Raw genomic sequence first — 19464 nt, forward strand, 5'->3', positions numbered from 1 at the left:
CGCTTTAAAATTAGTCTGGAAGTGATTACATGAAAATAGAAATGAATACGATTAGAAAATCCTTTGGCAGCAATGATGTTTTAAAGGATGTCACTTTCTCTGTACAGGGTGGGGAAATCTGTGCATTGCTTGGCGAAAATGGAGCTGGAAAATCCACACTTATGAACATATTAGGTGGAGTTGTTCGGATGGATTCTGGATCTATTTTAATTGATGATAAGGAGGTTCAATTTGAAACTCCTGTTGATTCCTTAGAAGCAGGAATTGCATTTATTCATCAAGAGTTAAACTTAATTAATGATCTACCTGTCTATGAAAATATGTTTCTAGGTCGGGAGATTAAAAGAAAAAGAGGAATTCTTGATTTAGAGCAAATGTATGATAAAACCGTCGAGATATTTGAACGGATGAATGTAAAGCTAGACCCGAATACAATGGTTCGTGATCTGGATGCTTCCTACAAACAGATAGTAGAAATCTGTAGAGCGATGATGATGAATGCCTCTATCATTATTATGGATGAACCTACAACATCATTAACGGAAACAGAAATTGAACGAGTATTTGCGATGATGAGAACCTTACAAGAGAATAATGTTGGAATTATTTTTATTTCGCATAAGTTAAACGAAGTAAAGGAAATCTGTAATCGATATATCGTTTTAAGAGATGGAATTTTAGTTTCAACAGGAAATGTAAGTGATGTGACAAATAAGGATTTAGCAAGCTATATGGTAGGGTTTGATGTAAGAACGGAATCCTTAAGAAGAAACAACATACAAGAAAAGGATAAGGAAGTTCTACGAGTTGAAAGATTAACAGACAATCGTCACTTTAAGGATATTCATTTTTCCATTCATGCTGGAGAGATTGTTGGGATAACGGGACTTCTCGGAGATGGTCGTAGTGAACTGTTTCAAGCAATATTTGGTGCAAATAGCTATGAATCTGGAAAGATTTTTTTAGAAGGAAAAGAAGTAACGATTAAGGACACGTACCATGCTATTCAAGAAGGAATTGCCTATCTTCCTAGAAATCGAAAAGAAAATGCCATTATCAAGGATATGAATATAATCGAAAATGCTTCAATAGTAACTTGGCCGATGTTTTCTAACTGTGGCATTATCAATACAACAAGACATGAACAGCTATTTAAAGAACAACAGGAAGCTTTACGGATTAAAATGGACAAAATGACGGACAACATTACGAGTCTATCAGGCGGAAATCAACAGAAGGTTGTCCTATCGAAATGGCTAGCAGCAAACCCTAAGGTGCTTATACTAGATAACCCAACCCAGGGTGTTGATGTCGGGGCGAAGGAAGATATTTACGATATCATTTTGAAATTAGCAGAAGAAAATATTGCAATTATTGTATTATCCAGTGAAGCACAGGAGATCATTCGCGTATGTGATCGGGCACTTGTCATGTACCATGGAGTTATTAAAGGTGAGGTTCGTGATGAGATGATGAATGAACAGATAATAATGAGCTTAGCAACTGGTGGGGAGCTTGGGGAAGAGAAGGGAGTGCACCAGCAATGATTCCAAATAAGAAAGAAAACTATGATGATATAAACCCTTTGAAAAAGAGTTTCACGAAGTGGTTTAAAAACAAGTGGTCAAATGACCCGTTATTTAGTATTCTGATTGCACTTATTATTATGGTAGTATTACAGACATTAACCTTAGGTTTTGATTTTAATTCCTTTGGTGAGTGGTTCCAAGCATGGACCAGTAACTGGATTAATATTTTACGTAACAATGCTGGCGTTGGAATTGTAGCATTAGGAATGACATTTGTCATTATGACCGGTGGAATCGATTTATCAGTTGGTTCAACATTAGTAGTCACTGGTGCATTTGCAATGTACCTATTAGATACAGGCACACAAGGTATTTTGGGTATGGTAGGAATTACTGGTGCCCCAGCTATCCTACTAACGATTGTTTTGGTGTTAGCATTTGGATATGCATTGGGTGCATTAATTGGTATTACAATTACGAAAGGTATGGTACCACCGTTTATAGCAACTTTAGGTGCAATGATGATTTTTAGAAGTGTTACACAGCATTTTACACAAGGCTATAATACGACAGTGCCTATAGAATTTTTGCAAATTTCTAGTTTTAAAATAGGTAATCTTATGATTATGCCTATCATTTATTGGGCAATAATTGCGGCAATCCTCTATTATGTATCGAAGCGTACTACCTTTGGAAGACAGATTATTGCGGTTGGATCGAACGAAAGAGCTGCAAAGCTTTCTGGTGTTCATGTCAATAAGGTTAAGCTTCGTGTATATGCATTAATGGGATTACTAGTGTCAATTGCGGCTATTATTCAGGTATCACGTATTGGTTCCATGGATTTTTCTAATGCTGGAAGAGGGATGGAAATGGATGCAATCGCCGCTGCTGTTGTTGGTGGAACGAATATGCTTGGTGGCCGAGGGTATATTCTTGGTACAGTGTATGGGATGCTCATTATTGCGGTAATGAATAATTTATTAAACTTGTTCGGTGTACCGCCTTTCCTTCGTGAAGCATTTAAAGGAGTTATAGTAATTGTAGCTGTGCTATTACAAAGAAAAGAGAAAACTGCGTAATTTTAATGGGGTGGGGAATAATTTCTAGCCCCATTATTCTATTAATTTGGTGGATAGTGAGGGAATTCGAATGAAGAATGTCGTTTTTGCAAAATGGAATCGAATTGCTGCTAGCTCAAAAACAGCTGGAGTAGTTGATTCTCTTTCTCTGGATGGGAAGGAGATAGTGGTTCTTGATGTAGATAAGCTTTCATTAAGTGGCTTAGAAAAATATGATGTGTATGTCCCTGCTACGGTGATAGATACTATTCAGGGAAATAATGTCAAAGCTTATCATGAACTTATGCAATACCCCTTTTTCCAACGGACAAAGGAGATTATCTTGGAAGAATGTACTCCAAAGGGAGTTTTTCGGTTACGTAGAATGGTAGATAGTGTGAAGAATAATGCTGTTATCTTAAGTGACCTTTGTGTGCTAGCTTCTATGTTCGGAGAAACAGAGAAAGTAGTTATAAGGCACAGTCGATTGGGAGTAGTGCCTGCACATGTTATTGTACTAATTCGTTATGTTTGTGGAACAATGGCACAGATTGATTATACGTTTTCTGATAAAGAATTTGTTGAGCTTGAATGGAGTGGCATTAGGAAAATAATTGAATTTCATAGTGAAGAAGTGAATCCAGTGAAGCCAAGTTTATATCATCCAATAACGTTACAGTATGATATAAAGTCTATTTTGGAGAGTTCAAAAAGGTTAGATTTAGTATGGGAAGAGTTCCAGAGATATCGGTCATTAGTAGGAGGGGATGAGTCGTGAAGATTGGAATAATGAGCTTTGCACATATGCATGCATATAGCTATGCAGATTGTTTATTGAAGCTAGAGGAAGCAGAACTTGTTGGTATTTTTGATGATGACGTTTCTCGTGGAAAGGAGGCAGCAAACAAATACGAGACAATCCATTTTGGGGACCAAAAGGAATTTCTTGCGGAGGAAATGGATGCAGTCATTATTTGTAGTGAGAATATACGACATAAAGAAATGGTTATAAATGCTGCTAGGGCAGGTAAACATATTTTGTGTGAAAAACCGATTGCAACTACTATTGAGGATGCTCAAGCGATGATTGATGTTTGTGCTGATTGTGGAGTGACCTTACAAATTGCTTTTCCAGTGCGTTTTAGTCCCGCCATTCAACAAGTAAAACAGTTAATTGACAACGGTGAACTTGGGGAAATCGTTGCTTTTCGTTCAACAAATCGCGGGCAATATCCAGGTGGTTGGTTTGTAGATAAGGAACAAAGTGGTGGTGGGGCTATTCTTGATCACACTGTACATATGGTTGATATTATGCGCTGGTATCTCGGTATGGAGGTTGTTAAGGTCGACGCGATTCTGGATTCTTTTTTTCAAAATGGAGATATAGACGATGCAGGGTTACTTACATTAGAATTTGAAAATGGGGTCATTGCCTCCCATGATGTTAGCTGGTCTCGGCTTCCAGAATATCCAACCTGGGGAGATGCTACAATTGAAGTTATAGGGACAAAACAAACAGTGAAAGCAGATGGCTTTGGTGAGTATTTTCGGCTGTTTTCAAATGAAAGGAAATCTTTGACTCATGTCCTATACGGAAGTGATATAGACTTTGAATTAATAAAAGACTTCGTCAATTGCATTAAACAAGGAAAATCCCCTACCATAACAGGTCATGACGGATTAAAAGCGTTAGAAGTCGCTCTAACCGCATATGAAAATGCCTGCAATTTTTCGAGATAGAATTAACTTTTCGCAATGGATATAGCTGTTTGATTAAATCCATAATAAGGGCATACATAGAAAAAACCGCATGATTTCATGCGGTTTCATCTTGGTTACTCTGTTTCGTCGAGAAAATGTAATAGCTGGGAATAATTGATACCCAATTTCTTTTACAGTTTAACTCGGTCACTATACTTCTTAATTAGTTCTTCATTATGCTGGTCTGCGCCTTCGATGTTGCCACTTAGAAAAACAGGTGGGGTAAATCCGGAGCTTCCCATTATGCCAACAGCTTCAGCCAGAATTGCATTTAAAATAGTTGCACCAATTACAGTTGAGCTTGGAGCAAATTTGACTTCTACTTTGTCATGAGATAAGAGCGCATCTCCGACTGGTGCATGATTGTTAATGACTAAATCTACTGCGTCGAAAAGATGTTCACCACTCGTATGTCTGGATGGTTGACTGCTAGAATACTCGATGGAAGTAATTCCAATGATGTAGGCACCTTTTTCTTTAGCAATATGCGCAACATCAACTGGTACAGGGTTTCTTCCTGATGTGGAGATGACAAATACAACATCGCCTTTGCGAATGTCCTGTTCACCCATAAATGTTTTCGCATAATCATTTTTTCGTTCTAGGGAGGAAGAGCGAACAGCTCCTTCATGAAGCATTAATGGTTCATGTAAGATAGGATGGATTGGAACAAGCCCACCTGCGCGATAATAAACTTCTTCTGTTAGGATATGGGAATGTCCGCAACCGAATAAGTGGATAACACCATCTTGCTGAATGGCTTCTGCAACCTTCTCAGCAGCTTGCTTCATATTCATTGATTGTTCTTTTTCAACCGTTGCTAATAATTCACTGATTTTATGAAAATAATCATGAATCATTATAACCCCTCCACTTCGTTTAAGATTTCTTGTACTTTTTCAGGAATTGTTTCACCAGATTCTTTATCAATGGTAGTACCGAAAATATGTGGCATGAAGAATTCGATATCGATGTCCTTCACACCTTGGATAATTTCTTTAATATTACTTGCACTAATTCCACCAGCAGGTTCGAAACCACGAATACCTTTTTTACTAGCCACTTTTGTTACGTAGATAAGCTCTTCTAGATGCTGTGTACCTTTAACTGGCATCATTTTGATGCTTTCAATTCCTAAACCTGTAGCAACTTCCATGAATTCTTCAACAGCTAGAATTGTCCCTGAATTAGCTAATTTGATTTTACCAACTTCGCCAGTAGGTTGAATTAGCGCATTTACTAATTGCTTTGGGGTTCCGTTTCCATCTAAATAACCTTTTGAATAGGTTGCTGTTTCAAATGGCTGGTTGATATGACCAGGATTTGAAGCAGCTGCAATTTCTAGAACCTTCTTCCAATTGGCTGTGTTACCGCCACCGCCAAGTCCAATACTAACCATATTTGTTACCGTTTTTAATTCTTTTACTTTTTCAGCAGCTTCTTCCACTGTATTAAATTTATCGGCCGTTATACCTGGTACGACAAAGCCTTTTCCAGCTTCCATAACAGCTTCAGCATTCTTCTGGTCTTTAGCTAAAAAGTTAAATAAAAATTTCCCATAAAGTTTATCGTTCATTCCCACTCACACCTTCTTATTAAGTTTCTAATGTATAACAGGGAAAGATTGTTTCAACCTTTCCCCTCTATTACAGCTCTTATCCTTTTAATTCGTCAATCATTTTAACCATATTCTCTAAAGCGATATCAACAATGTATTTACCCTTATCTTCTGTTGCTAGTTTAGCATCGCCTAGTACAGCTGTTTCTGTGAATTCTTCCCAAGGAGTTGGGGTGAAATCAGCTGCCATAGAGATAATCGGATCTTCTGATAGTGCTTTACTCATGTCTACGTATTCTGGAGCTAGATAGAGCATATAAGATGTTTCGATTTCACATGCATGAAAATAGGCATTGTGTGCCGATTTCTTATCTCGGACTTCGGCTGCTGCCTTATTCATTCCTGGATAGAAGAAATAGAACACGCGCATTTCTGGACATGTTTCATATAGAACTCTGGCAGCCTCTTTTAATGCTGTTTGATTTCCTAAATGACCATTTACCATAGCAAAAGTTCGGAAGCCTTGTTTAAATAAACTTTCACCTATATCGACTAGAAAACTAATAAGAGATTCATTACTTACATTGATACTTCCAGGAAAATTACGAAGACTCCAAACCTGACCATATGGTAAGGTTGGTAGTACAAAACCGTTCACACGCTCTGCTAATTTTTGTGAAAGTCTTTCAGCAAGTAAATTATCAGTTCCTAATGGTAAATGGGGACCATGTGCCTCAACTGCTCCAATAGGTAAAATTGCAATTTTGGATTGATTAATTTTTTCCTTTACTTCAAAGGAGTTTTCATATTGGAATTCCATAAAATTTCACCGTCCAGCCTGAATTTTTCTTGATAGAAACAATATACACAGATGACTCCGTGTACTTTACGCTTTTCTTAGTGACCTTATTTCTTGAATGCAAAGCAACGTGCAGGGTTCTGAACGAAGAATTTATCGATTAGCTTATTGCCGTCAAAGCCTTTTTTATTCGCTTCATCTATAAAACGCGGTACCCATTTACCAATGATATTCTCAAGACCTAATCCGAAATCATAGTGTTTGTAATAGGATTTTCTTGCGGTATCACCACTTACCAAAATTTGATCCTCATAGCCTTTCTCAACAAGGTCTAAGATACATTGAATACGGGTGCTTTCCGGTGCGTACTTAATTTTAGAAATACCATCAAATGAAAGAAGTGCACCAGTTTTAGCAATTTGTTCATGGTAATATGGATCTGGGTTACGGTCCATATGACCGAAACTGATGTATTCTAAATTAACTCCCTCGCTTTTAAGTAGTTCAATTTGTTCTAATCCCATTGTACCTGCCTCAGTATGAGAATGTAGAGGAGCCTTTGTTTCATGATGAGCTCTTGCAACTGCACGTAATGTTTTTTCCTCTAAAGGAGTAATTCGGTTATAGCCAGTACCAAATTTAACTTGGCCGCCACGAATTGTAGTGCCTTCTAAGCCCTCTTCAATTTCTTTGATTACAAAATCAGCAAGTTCATTGATGGATTTTGCATCGATCCATTCATGGTACGTATCATAATCTCCAATAACGTTCTTTAGGCGCTCAGGAATTTTAGCATCCCATAAAAAGCTTTTATTAAAGCCAGCAGTACCAACGATTTTTACACCAGTTTCTTCAGCAATTTCTTTTACTGCTTGAACATCACGTCCATAGTCAATTGCAGTTGCATCTACAATTGCTTGTCCGCCTAGATTTTTGAAATCTAAGACATCTAATTTTGATTTTTCTTTATCATCAAGTAGTAAGTCGTCTGCCTCATGCTCTACCCAATATGGAGGTCTGCAAACAATATGCTCATGTGAATACGTAAAACCTAATTCTGATGGGTCTATATCTCCATGAAATGTTCTAATAAAACTCATATCAATCACTCCTATATAGATTCTTGTTGTCTTCAAACATCATGTAAGCATTTCTTTCTAAAAAAACTGACACCCAATTAGAATTGATGAAAGTATCAGGGTCATTCCTATTTATTCACCAATGGAAAGGGGGAAGTAAAAACACCTCCCCGCAATTAATATTCTTTAGAATAATAGCTGTGCTAAGAATTTAACAATTGGACCTAAAATAAACATGTCTGAATCTGCTGCCCACATCGCTGTATCTGGAACAGTATTAGGAAGTAACATTTTAACCATGATAAATTGTCCCCAAGCTACGACAGTAGATGTGATAAATCCACCAAGTATTGCACCACGGACACCACCAGTAGCGTTACCAAATACACCAGCTGTAGCTGAGTGGAAGAATAATACGATCATTGTTGGAACGAAGATATAACTTACCGTATTACCTAAAACTACTAACCAAATTAATGCTCCTGCAAATGAACCTAAGAATCCTAAGATAACAGCATTTGGAGCGAATGGGAATACAACTGGGCTATCTAGTGCTGGTCTTGCACCTGGAACGATTTTAGTTGCAATCCCTTTAAATGCTGGGACCATTTCACCGATAAACATACGTACCCCAAGTAATACTACTGCAATACCAGCAGCAAAAGTGAATGATTGGATAATCGCATAAACGATAAAGTTTTGATCACCTGCAGCAGCTACAAGTTCCTGTGCTCCTGGAGTGTTCTTAAAGGAAATAATGATTGCACCGACTAAGAATAGTAATCCCATTGTTAGTGCTGTAATAACGTTAGAGTCTCTTAAGAATTCTAAGCCTTTAGGTAACTTGATCTTTTCAGAATCATTTTCTTTGTTACCTAAAAATTTACCAGCTAGTGCTGCAAGTAAAGAAACGGATGCAGACGTATGACCTAATGCGATATTGTCATTTCCCATTATTTTACGCATGATTGGTTGCGTTAATGCTGGCTGAATAGTCCAGTATAGACCCATAAAGATAGCTAGGAAGATAACTAGTTTACCAAATGAAACGTCTCCAGCTGCCTGAACAACAATTCCTGCAAAAATAGTAGTTGTCCAGAACATCATGTGTCCAGTTAGATAGATGAATTTTAATTTCGTAAATCTAGCTAATATAACGTTAATGATAAATCCAAGTGTCATTGCCAAAGTAACGGCACTACCGAATTTAGCATTGAATTTTTCCTGACCCATAAAATCTTTAAGTGGTTCAGCTGAAAGGTTGAAAACCTCTTTCCATAGTGGTTCAAATACAGTTAATGCACCAACAATAACGCTTGAACCTGCACTAATGATTAAAAATCCAATTATGGCTTTAAAGGTTCCACTAATAACTTGGCTGGCACTCTTCTTTTGTAGTAATAGCCCTAGAAGGACGATTGCACCAAGTAGTATTGCTGCTTGTCCAAAAATGTTTGTGGCAATCCAAAAAATTACATCCATTATTTTTCCCCCTTATTTAGCCAGCGATATTTTCATCAATAGCTTTATTGATCTCATCCATATCAAAGTAGTTATTTACGATGAAAACTTTTGCGCTATGGCCAATTAGACTTTCAGCTAGCTCGTTACTAGTAATGATATAGTCTGCAGACATACTAGATGCTGTAGAAACATCTGTATGTTCCACATCAGCACTAATTCCTTTAGATGCTAGAGCTTGCTCCACATTCATTTTTAAAATTAAGCTAGTTCCTTGTCCTAATCCACATACTGTTAATATCTTCATCCTAATCTCTCCATTTCTAAAATGTTCTTAATTTCATCATAGCTTTTAGCATTTGTTAGTTTTTCTACATTTTCCTGATTATTTAATAGGCTTGTTAATTCTCGTAGTAATGTTAAATGCTCATCACTTGAAGATGCACCTAATCCAAATACAAGACGCACCGGATCATTCGATGCATGGCCAAACTTAATTGGATTCTTTAGCTGGACCATCGAAACGGAAGCCTCGTTTACTCCATCTTCTGGTCTTGCATGTGGAATTGCGATTTGCGGCGCAAGTACAAAATAAGGCCCATTTTCTTTAAAGGAATTCTTCATAGCTTCAATATAGGACCTTTCTACTAGTCCTTGGGTAAAAAGAAGGTTGCCAGCAGCTTCTATTGCGCTTTCCGCATCGGCTACTTCCACACCAACCTTAACAATGTTTTCCTCTAAAAACTTCATTTTCTTTTACACCTACTCCTTGTTGTTAATCTGAGTAGTCGAATAAGCTTGAATTAGGCTTAATATACGACTTCTATCCGTGGTGCTCATCATAATTTTTTTATGTTCCTTGTCGGTAAGTAGCTTGGTTAGCTGCTGTAGAGCTCTTAAATGCTGCTCATTGTCTCGAGACGCTAATATAACAAAAGCGCTTACCTTTTTCCCTAGCATGTCAACTGGATTCTCCAGAAGTAGCATACTCATACCTGTTTTGAGAACACCGTCCTCCGGATTTGCATGTGGTAAAGTGAAATTATCGGAGATAACCACATACGGTCCTAGCTTGATGATGTTTTGAATCATCTTTTCAATATAGTTTTCATTGATGAAGCCTTCTTTTAATAATGGCATAGAAGCGTAGCGAACTGCCTCTTCCCAACTAGAAATCTGTTTTTTAAACGAAATTCGTTCCTCTGGAAGTAGCTCACTTAAGTTTGGCTTCATCATTTCTGTTTCCGTGTTTTTCGGTGAGTAGAAATACCTTCTAAGCTCTTTCGATAAAGCTTCTGAATCCTCAATTTTTGCATATCTCCCGACAATATCCATTACTGTATCAACAGAATAAATCTGTTGCTTTGATGAATTTTCAAATAATGAATTTACTCTCTTTAAGAGCTGTTCTTTATCTTCATTATTTAAGACGGGATTTACGACAAATACTGGTACACCTTTATCTGGAAGAGGAATAGTCGATACGATAAAATGAACATTTAAAGCCATCTTTTCATAATCCCTTAAAGAGGTGACACCGACTATTTGTACATCGGAAATCAATCCTTCCAGTTGACTTTCTAGAAGTCGTGAAGTACCTAGACCGTTAGTACAGACGATTAACATTTTTTTTCGTGTTTTATCGAGTGTTACTCCCTCTTTACGTAGCCATCCACCGAAGTGCATGGTAATAAAGGCTACTTCATTATCATTTATTCTCTTCCCAATGACGTCCTCAAAGTGATGGACTACCTTTTTCGTAATGTGAAATACTTCTGGATAATTATTCATTACGGATTCTCGTAACGTATTTTCAACATCGATCCCATACTTAATTCGGTAGTAAGCAGGCTTCAGATGTAACAATAGATTTTGAATCATCTGCTCAGGGTTTTGAAATTCAATGGCTGCATATAATTGAAAATCGGCAACCATTTTTTCCACAACATTTCGCAAAGCCTTCTTTTCTTCCCCTTTTAGTTTTGGGCTAGAGTTGTAATTCACTTTGGCACTAAGAAGATACATCGCAAAATAGTAAATCTCATTTGCTGGAATCTGTATGTTTAGGCTTTCAGAAATACTGTTACATAGGAAGTCTGCTCCTACGTATTCATCGGTTTCCCAAATAATTTCCTTTTCGATCGAATCAACCTCAACAAATGCCTGCTGCATGATTCGTTTGATGAAAAAGTGAAACCAAACCACGATACTATTTAAAATGTCATCAGTAAGTTCTATCATATATCGCTGTTCATAATCATTTAAAAGTTTTCGTAATAGGTTTAGTAGTGGAACGTCAAATATTTTGTAAGGCTCAAGAGCACGGTCTTTCCTACCCTTTGTAGCGTTTTCTAAGTCCGCAGTTAGGCCATACCAGCCTTCCTTTGGAATTACCTGAGATAAGAAATAAATAAGTACCCTACGAATATCATCTTCATTTCCAATTATCTGGTATCCACTTTTTCTTTCTGTTGTAACCTGTAGCCTATAAGCAGCTAGGTCATTCTTTAACCGCTTAATATCATCAAGTGCTGTATTCCGACTAACTTGAAATAATTCCCGAACATCCTCTAAAAAGTAGGGCTTGTTCTGTCCAACAATATGGATATATATCCAAGCTTTTCTTTCATCGGGGGAAAATTCATAATATGATATTTCCGAGAAGGAGTAGCTATTCAATATTTCTTTTTTTGTTAGCTCATCTAAATACAATCCTTGAGCTCTAACCTGTTGAATCTCTGGTAAGTCATGATCCTTTAACCAATCATTTATTTTATCGAGATCATTATAAATGGTGCGTCGCGACACGTTTAATTTTTCAGCAAGCTCTTGAACAGAAATATATGAATCCCTTTGCAATAACTGATTAAAAACTGCCATACTACGTTGATCCATTATTATCCCCCTAATTCAATAGTTCATAAGTAGTATGTCCTATACCCAAATTATAGACCGATATGGTTTAAGGAGTAAGACCAAATCAATCACAACCGAATTTGCAAAATTGGACTGCAATATGGGTGGGTTTCTTAGACTTCCCCAAATTTGTTGTCTATAGTCGATTTTGAATAAATGCAAGGACGGGAATAACTACTGTAGGTATTAATTATAAATGAGATACTAGCTATTGGGTAAATTGGACGATTCATTGGGAATAGCTAATGATTTTGATAGGATACTAAATACACCCGAAGTTATGTGACCCTAATAACTTTCTATAGTTGTTCGGGATACTTAATTTGAAATTAAATGTAAAATTATCATGGGAACACTTAAGTTCGACAAAATAATATAGAGTCCATTTCAGCTTGCTAACTGAAATGGACTCTTTCGACAAAGTTATATTAAGAGGTAGAATGTTTACCGAATAAAACTGCTTTAAATCTTAAATCGTTCTGCAAGGTTTTGTAAATCTATTGCCATGTCGGCTAGTAGCCTTGTTGCAGATGAGACTTCTTGCATGGAGGCAGTTTGTTCTTCGGTTGCTCCTGCTACCTCTTGCATGTAGGTAGACGTCTTTTCAGATATATTCGAAACGTTCTCCATGGATGTAACTAAATCGTCCGTGTTTATACTAATTTGCGTAATTGCTTTGGAGACATCACACATTTTTTGAACAATGTCATCAATGGAGTCTGAGATATTTATGAATGTATCACCAGCAGTTTGCACTAATTCCGTACCTTTACCGACTGCTTCTTCTCCTGTTTTCATGGAATCCACGACCATTCCAGTCCGCTGTTGAATTTCATTAATGATTTGGGAAATTTGTTTTGTAGATTCACTAGACTGCTCTGCTAGTTTGCGAACCTCATCAGCAACAACTGCAAATCCCTTTCCATGTTCACCAGCTCTTGCTGCCTCAATTGCAGCATTTAATGAAAGTAGATTTGTTTGATTTGCTATATCATTAATGATTGATAGGATTTTTTCTATTTCTTTGGAACGAGCTTCCAAATCATAAATGATAGTCGATGTGTTCTTCGTATTGTCGCTTATAGCATGCATTTGTTCTACAGCTTGATGAATAATATCTCTACCTTTCCTTGCTTGAATCGAACTCCCTTCTGATGTTAAGGAAACAGCTTGTGAGCTTTTCTGGATTGCATTAACATCGTGCAATGTTCTATGCACAAAATCCATTGATAGTTTCATCTTGGAAAGCTGGTCATCTGTACCAGCTGTTACCTCTTGAATGGAACGAGTAATATGGTCAGTAGCTTTAGAAGTTTCCTCAGAATTTGCACTTAACTGTTCAGAGGAAGTTGCTACCTGTTCTGAAGTCTGAATAACGTTAGTAACTAATTCCTTTAAATTTATAAGCATTTTATTATAGCTAGATGATAATTGTCCTAATTCATCCTTACTAGTTGTTTCGACAATTTCAGTCCTTAGATCACCAGTAGCTAGTTTTTCCATTCCATGCTGGATCTTGCTTAGGCTACGATTAAAGCGACGAACAAATAAATAAACAAAAAATATTCCTATTAGAAGTGAAATGCCGCCAATAATAGATGTGTTTTTTATAATTTGCATCCGAACTAAACGTGCCAGCTTTTGCATATCAAAGTCTAAACCGACAACTCCAACAATCTTTCCATTTTCATCAACCATTGCTTTTGCCAAAGTAATGGTTGATTTTCCAGTGCCGGTGTCCATGTATGGCTCAGTCCAAATGATATCACCATCAGCTGCCTCTGCATTCATGTACCATTCCCGCTGTCTTGGATCAAACTCTGACAAATCAACTTCAACAGGAGGTATATTAGAAAGATAAAATTCACCTTCTAATGTTGCAAAATATGTATTCAATAAGTAATCATATTGCTTTTCGATGTTTTTTAAAAACGCTTCATAGAAGGCTGTCTTCACTGGGTCATTAATATTCGGCATATTTACTATATCATCTTTTTTATCGTTACTATAGGTATAGGATTGATAATCCAACTCTTCCATAGCAGCAATATCCGTGATAATTTTCTCATACTCAAGAAAAACCTTCTTAAATTTCCCTCCAATATTTTCCATTACCTCTTTGTTGATGACAGCCTGCTCTAGTACTTTCGTCTGGCTAAAGCTAAGTAAGCCGACAATTGACATTGGAATAATTAGTAACAAAGCCATCATAAAAGGAAGTTTAAATCTTATTTGAGTTAGCATTTTCACTTCAATCATCTCCTTTCGCATAGTAAACTAACTCAACTTCAACTTATAATTCGACAATTTTTTTACTTCTTTAGAACATTATACCTATAAACGATATATAATTAAATGATTATTTAGTAAATAACTACTATTTTGTTAAATAATAACTATCTAACAATTTATTTCGTGACAATATTTAATGTAATAACAATAAAAAAAACATCCATACTAAAATAAAAAGGAGGAATAGAATTGGCTAATGATGAGAATAAAGCACCGTTTTATAAGAGATGGTGGTTTTGGTTAATTGTGGTTATTGTACTACTCATTATCATATTTAGTGCCGGTCGGAATGACGAAGATAATAAGGATACTACCAATACTGGAACAGAAGAAACTACTAATGATACTAACAATAAGACAAAAGACAATAATAGAAAAAATGAAGATAATGATACCACAAAGGAAGAATCTGCGGCAGCAAAGCGTGATAATTCGTCAGCAAAGGAGACTACACTTAATGCCGGAAAATTTACAGTGGGTACTGATATTCCAGCAGGTCGTTATGTGATAACGGGTGAGGGTACAGGAAATTTATTTGTCTATGATGAGGATGGTTTGCCAGTAGTAAATGAAATTCTCGATAAAAGTGCTGATATGGGTGTACCGAATGTTACGACAGACATAAAAGATGGACAAGAAATTGAAATATCCGGACTTAACGCTGTAACCTTTACTCCTGCGAAGACTAAGTTATCTAACAAGCTAACAACAGGTACATGGATAGTTGGACTAGATATTAAAGCAGGGAGATATAATGTTACAACACCTAGTGGATCGGGAAATTTCTTCATATATAATAATCTTGGAGTTCCAACTACAAATGAAATACTAGATGCAACAGGTGAAATGGGAGTAAAACAAATAACTGTCACCTTGGAAGATGGTCAACAGATTGGTATTAGTGGATTAAACGAAGTTGATTTTACTAAGAAGTAAAATCATTATAGCCGCTACGGAATGTGGGGGCTATTTTTTTATTATTAAGCAAATGTGCTGGAGAAAAAGCAGATGCAGTTTATGTCTTGAAAATAACTATAATACTTGTATTTTTAATTAAAAGCGTTAATTTTGCTAACACTGTGATCGTTTAAAAATAAAGAGTTGATGCATATCTGACAAGTTAAATATGTATCAACTCTTTATGAATTATTGACTAAAACTATCATTTACAATGGCTGTGAGGTGATAGAGTGAAGAACCGACTAAAAGAACTAAGAGCAAGAGATGGATTGAATCAAACAGAGCTAGCCAAGAGAGCGAAAATTTCTAGGCAAACGGTTAGTTTAATTGAAGAAATGAATATATGCCATCCTAATTGATAGCGGTAAAAATTGCTAATGTATTTCAAGAGCCAATTGAAAAAAATTTCATTTTTAATGAGGTGGAATTGTAATGAAAATGATTGTAATTTATACACTAATGAGTGTATATGCATTACACAAACTAATTTTCGGCTATAACACTCAAACAGTTTCGGCAAATTTATTAATGACGGGAAAAGATTTGTCATATTAAAAGGTCTATTAAGCTACATAGGCTGGTAAATCTTAGGTTGATTATTTGATTGTTTGGATTAATGTTTTATTCTGCTTTCACTGGAAATTCACAGATAATTAGTATCGTGAGGATAGGTATTTTGCTATTTTTTATACAACTTAGTTTTATATTTAGTATGATGCCAAAATAAGGAGAGGTTATTAGCTATAATTTGCTATTCTCTTTTTAAACATTACTTTTTTGAAGGAGAAATACCTTTAACAATAAGCGGTTAGGGGGTCTATGTCACCATATATTCAATGGCAAGGAAGTAAAAGCTTTTATAGATAAGATCATAGGAGGAATTTAAATTGATTACAAGCTTATCTGATAAGGTAGTATTAAACAATGGTATTGAAATGCCAGGATTTGGCCTTGGTGTTTATAAGGTAGACGAGGGAGATACAGTTATTCGAGCTGTTCGCACTGCAATTGAAGTTGGTTACCGAAGTATAGATACTGCTTCCTTCTATAATAATGAACGTGGTGTTGGCCAAGGCGTTCGGGAGTCTGGCATTCCGCGTGAGGAAATTTTTATTACTTCAAAGGTTTGGAATGACGAGCAAGGATATGAATCGACACTTAGAGCATTTGAGCAAAGTATCGAAAAGCTAGGTTTGGATTATTTGGATTTATATTTGGTTCACTGGCCAGTAAGTGGAAAATATATAGAAACTTATCTAGCATTAGAAAAATTATATAAAGAGGGAAGAGTACGGGCAATTGGTGTAAGTAATTTCCATGTACATCATTTAGAGAGCCTTCTAAAGGACTGTTCTGTGAAGCCGGTAATTAACCAGGTTGAATATCATCCCCATCTAACACAAAAAGAGCTAAAAAATTATTGTGAAAGAGAAAATATTCAACTTGAGTCATGGTCACCGTTAAAGCGTGGAAAATTATTAACAGAACCTACATTAATTGAAGTCGGACAAAAATATGGTAAATCACCAGCTCAGGTAATCCTTCGCTGGAATATACAACATAATGTAATTACCATTCCGAAATCGACCAGTGCAGAACGTATTAAAGAGAATGCAACTATTTTTGACTTTGTCTTATCAGACGAAGATATGAAAAAAATTGACGGCTTGAATATAAATGATCGTAGTGGATCAAATCCAGATGATTTTTAGGTGCTTGTTTCAGGGGAGAGTTGTACATAACTCCTGATTAGAATGGTATGTAGATATGAAAAAATAGTTATTAGAATAAAATAAAAAATCCCAAGAATGAACATGAACGATTCTTGGGATTTTCTAATATAATGAGAACCTCTTATAACGTTATAAGATTGCTTCTACAGTTTTCACGACATTTTCTACTGTAAATCCATATTCCTCAATTATTTTTTCACCAGGAGCTGATGCACCGAAACGATCAATACCTAATACTTTGCCTTCTAGACCAACATAGCGCTCCCAACCAAACGTAGATCCCATTTCAATGGCAATTCGTGCTTTAACTTCCGTTGGGAGGATACTGTTCTTATATGCTTGATCTTGCGCTTCAAAACGATCCCAAGATGGCATGCTAACTACTCGTACATCAATCCCTTTTTCCTTTAGTGCATCCTGTGCCTGCATAGCTAAAGGAACTTCTGAACCAGTTGCTAATAGAATAGCATCGGGTACTTCCTTTTCTGAATTGCTAATAATGTAGGCACCTTTTTTCACGCCCTGATAAGCATGTTCTTTCGTCCCTTCTAAAGTAGGAAGTGCTTGTCTTGTAAGAACTAACGCAGTCGGTGTATCAGTTGATTCGACTGCTAAACGCCAGGCAGCAGCTGTTTCATTTGCATCAGCTGGGCGGATCACTGAAAGTCCAGGCATTGCACGTAACGCTGCCAAATGTTCAATTGGTTCATGGGTTGGACCATCTTCACCGACTGCAATTGAATCGTGAGTAAGTACATAAGTCACTGGTTGATTCATTAAAGCCGCTAAACGTATTGCTGGACGTAAATAGTCATTAAATACGAAGAATGTACCACCGAATACCTTTAGTCCTCCATGAAGTGCCATCCCATTTAAGGCAGCCCCCATTGCAAATTCACGTACACCAAACCAAATATTTCGGCCTGTATAGTCATGACGAGAGAAGTCTTTTTCATTATTAATAGTTGTCTTGTTTGAACCTGCTAGGTCAGCACTTCCACCTATGAAGTTTGAGACTGTATTAGCAATTTGGTTGATGACTTTACCAGAAGCATCTCGTGTTGCAAGCTTATCGACACCAGGCTCAAATACCGGTAAAGATTTTTCCCAGCCTTCAGGTAGCTCCCCATTTATAATGCCTTTTAGTTCTCTAGCAGTCTCTGGGTATTTTTCTTCGTAGTTAGCAAATAAATTGTTCCAGCTAGCCTCTTCTTTTTCACCTGCAACGATAACCTTCTCGTTAAAATCAGCATATACCTCTTCTGGAACTTCGAATGGCTTATGTTGCCAACCATAAAATTCTTTCGTGAGTTTTACTTCATCGGTCCCAAGTGGTGCACCATGTGAAGCAGCAGATGCAGACTTATTTGGTGAACCATAACCAATTACAGTTTTGACTTCAATTAATGTTGGTTGCTCTGTATTTTCTTGAGCTGCTTGGATAGCCTTTCTAATTTTTGTTATGTTAGTTCCATCTTCCACAAATAGGGTTTGCCAGCCATAGGATTGGAAGCGTTCTTGAATATTTTCAGAGAAGGAACGGTTTAAATCACCGTCTAGTGAAATATCATTTGAATCATATAATACTACGATTTTACCAAGACCTAGATGTCCTGCGAGAGAGGCTGCTTCATGAGAGATACCTTCCATTAGGTCACCATCCCCAACTAAAGCATAGGTGAAATGATCAATAATATTAAAATCTTCTCTATTATACTTAGTGGCGAGATGACGTTCTGCCATTGCCATTCCTACTGCCATTGCAATTCCTTGCCCAAGAGGTCCAGTTGTAGCTTCTACACCATCCGTGTGATTCACTTCAGGATGTCCAGGAGTTTTAGAGCCCCATTGTCTGAAAGACTTAATATCTTCAATCGATACTTGATATCCAGACAGGTGGAGAAGACTATACAGTAGCATAGAGCCATGACCAGCCGAAAGAATAAAACGGTCGCGATTAAACCATTTGGAATTTTTCGGATTGTGCTTCATGAAATCTGTCCAAAGTGTATATGCCATTGGTGCAGCCCCCATTGGTAATCCAGGATGACCAGAGTTTGCCTTTTCAATAGCGTCTATGGATAGTGTACGGATTGTATTGATTGATTGTTGTTCAATAGTATTAGCCATATCTAATAATCTCCTTTGTTAATTTACTAGTTTTTATGAAATTGCTTTCATAATCAAATAGTAAAACGAAATATGTCGAATAACAAGTCCTATGTTGTACAAAACTGTGAATAATTAATGTAAATACTTTGATTAATATTGTAAATCACAATATTGTACAAAGATTGTTCGGTAAATTGGGATGA

The 19464-nt window shown here is 36.7% G+C and carries 17 protein-coding genes and 1 pseudogene; 8 read left to right on the top strand and 10 right to left on the bottom strand.

What is annotated here, in order from left to right; genetic code table 11:
- Window positions 1-29 precede the first annotated feature (29 nt).
- The 4 genes from HNR27_RS01500 to HNR27_RS01515 all read left to right on the top strand — a co-directional run bounded on the left by HNR27_RS01500 (window position 30) and on the right by HNR27_RS01515 (window position 4330).
- On the top strand, window positions 30-1547 hold the full coding sequence (locus tag HNR27_RS01500) for a sugar ABC transporter ATP-binding protein (RefSeq protein WP_429338514.1): 1518 nt from the start codon (window positions 30-32) through the stop codon (window positions 1545-1547).
- Entirely contained in the window at window positions 1544-2611 is a 1068-nt protein-coding gene (locus HNR27_RS01505; RefSeq protein ID WP_429338515.1) for an ABC transporter permease, read from the top strand. Before HNR27_RS01500 ends, HNR27_RS01505 begins: the two co-directional genes overlap by 4 nt.
- Before the next feature lie 70 nt (window positions 2612-2681).
- The gene (locus HNR27_RS01510; RefSeq protein WP_429338516.1) at window positions 2682-3368 is read left to right on the top strand and encodes a hypothetical protein; all 687 of its coding nucleotides are present in this window, start codon (window positions 2682-2684) and stop codon (window positions 3366-3368) included.
- The gene (locus HNR27_RS01515) at window positions 3365-4330 is read left to right on the top strand and encodes a Gfo/Idh/MocA family protein (protein WP_429338517.1); all 966 of its coding nucleotides are present in this window, start codon (window positions 3365-3367) and stop codon (window positions 4328-4330) included. The genes HNR27_RS01510 and HNR27_RS01515 overlap by 4 nt, the downstream gene beginning before the upstream one ends.
- A gap of 152 nt (window positions 4331-4482) precedes the next feature.
- On the opposite strand, the gene HNR27_RS01520 is transcribed toward HNR27_RS01515, so the two are convergent.
- From HNR27_RS01520 to HNR27_RS01560, 9 genes are all read right to left on the bottom strand, one after another.
- A complete protein-coding gene (locus HNR27_RS01520) occupies window positions 4483-5211 on the bottom strand; it encodes an SIS domain-containing protein (RefSeq protein WP_212920478.1) in 729 nt (242 codons plus the stop codon).
- A complete protein-coding gene (locus HNR27_RS01525; RefSeq protein WP_429338518.1) occupies window positions 5211-5927 on the bottom strand; it encodes a KDGP aldolase in 717 nt (238 codons plus the stop codon). The genes HNR27_RS01520 and HNR27_RS01525 overlap by 1 nt, the downstream gene beginning before the upstream one ends.
- Before the next feature lie 79 nt (window positions 5928-6006).
- Entirely contained in the window at window positions 6007-6729 is a 723-nt protein-coding gene (locus tag HNR27_RS01530) for a creatininase family protein (protein ID WP_429338519.1), read from the bottom strand.
- Between the two features lie 86 nt (window positions 6730-6815).
- Complete coding sequence (locus HNR27_RS01535; RefSeq protein WP_429338520.1) at window positions 6816-7808, bottom strand: phosphotriesterase family protein; 993 nt, start codon at window positions 7806-7808, stop codon at window positions 6816-6818.
- Between the two features lie 165 nt (window positions 7809-7973).
- Window positions 7974-9269, bottom strand: a complete 1296-nt coding sequence (gene ulaA / locus HNR27_RS01540) for a PTS ascorbate transporter subunit IIC (RefSeq protein WP_212920482.1) — start codon at window positions 9267-9269, stop codon at window positions 7974-7976.
- Window positions 9270-9285: 16 nt separating this feature from the next.
- On the bottom strand, window positions 9286-9555 hold the full coding sequence (locus HNR27_RS01545; RefSeq protein WP_212920483.1) for a PTS sugar transporter subunit IIB: 270 nt from the start codon (window positions 9553-9555) through the stop codon (window positions 9286-9288).
- Entirely contained in the window at window positions 9552-9998 is a 447-nt protein-coding gene (locus HNR27_RS01550) for a PTS sugar transporter subunit IIA (protein ID WP_212920484.1), read from the bottom strand. Before HNR27_RS01550 ends, HNR27_RS01545 begins: the two co-directional genes overlap by 4 nt.
- A gap of 12 nt (window positions 9999-10010) precedes the next feature.
- On the bottom strand, window positions 10011-12143 hold the full coding sequence (locus HNR27_RS01555; RefSeq protein ID WP_429338521.1) for a BglG family transcription antiterminator: 2133 nt from the start codon (window positions 12141-12143) through the stop codon (window positions 10011-10013).
- Between the two features lie 483 nt (window positions 12144-12626).
- On the bottom strand, window positions 12627-14408 hold the full coding sequence (locus HNR27_RS01560; RefSeq protein ID WP_429338826.1) for a methyl-accepting chemotaxis protein: 1782 nt from the start codon (window positions 14406-14408) through the stop codon (window positions 12627-12629).
- A 237-nt stretch (window positions 14409-14645) separates the two neighbouring features.
- Here HNR27_RS01560 and HNR27_RS01565 point away from each other — a divergent pair, with 237 nt between their 5' ends.
- The 4 genes and pseudogenes from HNR27_RS01565 (at window position 14646) to HNR27_RS01580 (ending at window position 17128) form a co-directional block, all read left to right on the top strand.
- On the top strand, window positions 14646-15392 hold the full coding sequence (locus HNR27_RS01565; protein ID WP_429338522.1) for a hypothetical protein: 747 nt from the start codon (window positions 14646-14648) through the stop codon (window positions 15390-15392).
- 254 nt (window positions 15393-15646) lie between these two features.
- Window positions 15647-15849: pseudogene (locus HNR27_RS01570) on the top strand (helix-turn-helix transcriptional regulator).
- Window positions 15849-15971, top strand: a complete 123-nt coding sequence (locus HNR27_RS01575; protein ID WP_429338523.1) for a hypothetical protein — start codon at window positions 15849-15851, stop codon at window positions 15969-15971. Before HNR27_RS01570 ends, HNR27_RS01575 begins: the two are co-directional and overlap by 1 nt.
- A gap of 380 nt (window positions 15972-16351) precedes the next feature.
- A complete protein-coding gene (locus HNR27_RS01580; protein ID WP_429338827.1) occupies window positions 16352-17128 on the top strand; it encodes an aldo/keto reductase in 777 nt (258 codons plus the stop codon).
- A gap of 150 nt (window positions 17129-17278) precedes the next feature.
- Here the strand turns inward: HNR27_RS01580 and tkt are convergent, their stop codons facing one another.
- A complete protein-coding gene (tkt, locus tag HNR27_RS01585) occupies window positions 17279-19279 on the bottom strand; it encodes a transketolase (protein ID WP_429338524.1) in 2001 nt (666 codons plus the stop codon).
- Between the last annotated feature and the right edge of the window lie 185 nt (window positions 19280-19464).

Source organism: Ornithinibacillus bavariensis, assembly GCF_050433565.1.
Lineage (GTDB): Bacteria > Bacillota > Bacilli > Bacillales > Amphibacillaceae > Ornithinibacillus > Ornithinibacillus bavariensis.

Coding starts and splice junctions, on each gene's coding strand:
- tkt (WP_429338524.1), bottom strand. CDS start 19,279: ATGGCTAATACTATTGAACAACAATCAATCAATACAATCCGTACACTA.
- HNR27_RS01575 (WP_429338523.1), top strand. CDS start 15,849: ATGAAAATGATTGTAATTTATACACTAATGAGTGTATATGCATTACAC.
- HNR27_RS01555 (WP_429338521.1), bottom strand. CDS start 12,143: ATGGATCAACGTAGTATGGCAGTTTTTAATCAGTTATTGCAAAGGGAT.
- HNR27_RS01560 (WP_429338826.1), bottom strand. CDS start 14,408: ATGCTAACTCAAATAAGATTTAAACTTCCTTTTATGATGGCTTTGTTA.
- HNR27_RS01510 (WP_429338516.1), top strand. CDS start 2,682: ATGAAGAATGTCGTTTTTGCAAAATGGAATCGAATTGCTGCTAGCTCA.
- HNR27_RS01550 (WP_212920484.1), bottom strand. CDS start 9,998: ATGAAGTTTTTAGAGGAAAACATTGTTAAGGTTGGTGTGGAAGTAGCC.
- HNR27_RS01535 (WP_429338520.1), bottom strand. CDS start 7,808: ATGAGTTTTATTAGAACATTTCATGGAGATATAGACCCATCAGAATTA.
- HNR27_RS01580 (WP_429338827.1), top strand. CDS start 16,352: ATGCCAGGATTTGGCCTTGGTGTTTATAAGGTAGACGAGGGAGATACA.
- ulaA (WP_212920482.1), bottom strand. CDS start 9,269: ATGGATGTAATTTTTTGGATTGCCACAAACATTTTTGGACAAGCAGCA.
- HNR27_RS01505 (WP_429338515.1), top strand. CDS start 1,544: ATGATTCCAAATAAGAAAGAAAACTATGATGATATAAACCCTTTGAAA.
- HNR27_RS01530 (WP_429338519.1), bottom strand. CDS start 6,729: ATGGAATTCCAATATGAAAACTCCTTTGAAGTAAAGGAAAAAATTAAT.
- HNR27_RS01500 (WP_429338514.1), top strand. CDS start 30: ATGAAAATAGAAATGAATACGATTAGAAAATCCTTTGGCAGCAATGAT.
- HNR27_RS01525 (WP_429338518.1), bottom strand. CDS start 5,927: ATGAACGATAAACTTTATGGGAAATTTTTATTTAACTTTTTAGCTAAA.
- HNR27_RS01520 (WP_212920478.1), bottom strand. CDS start 5,211: ATGATTCATGATTATTTTCATAAAATCAGTGAATTATTAGCAACGGTT.
- HNR27_RS01545 (WP_212920483.1), bottom strand. CDS start 9,555: ATGAAGATATTAACAGTATGTGGATTAGGACAAGGAACTAGCTTAATT.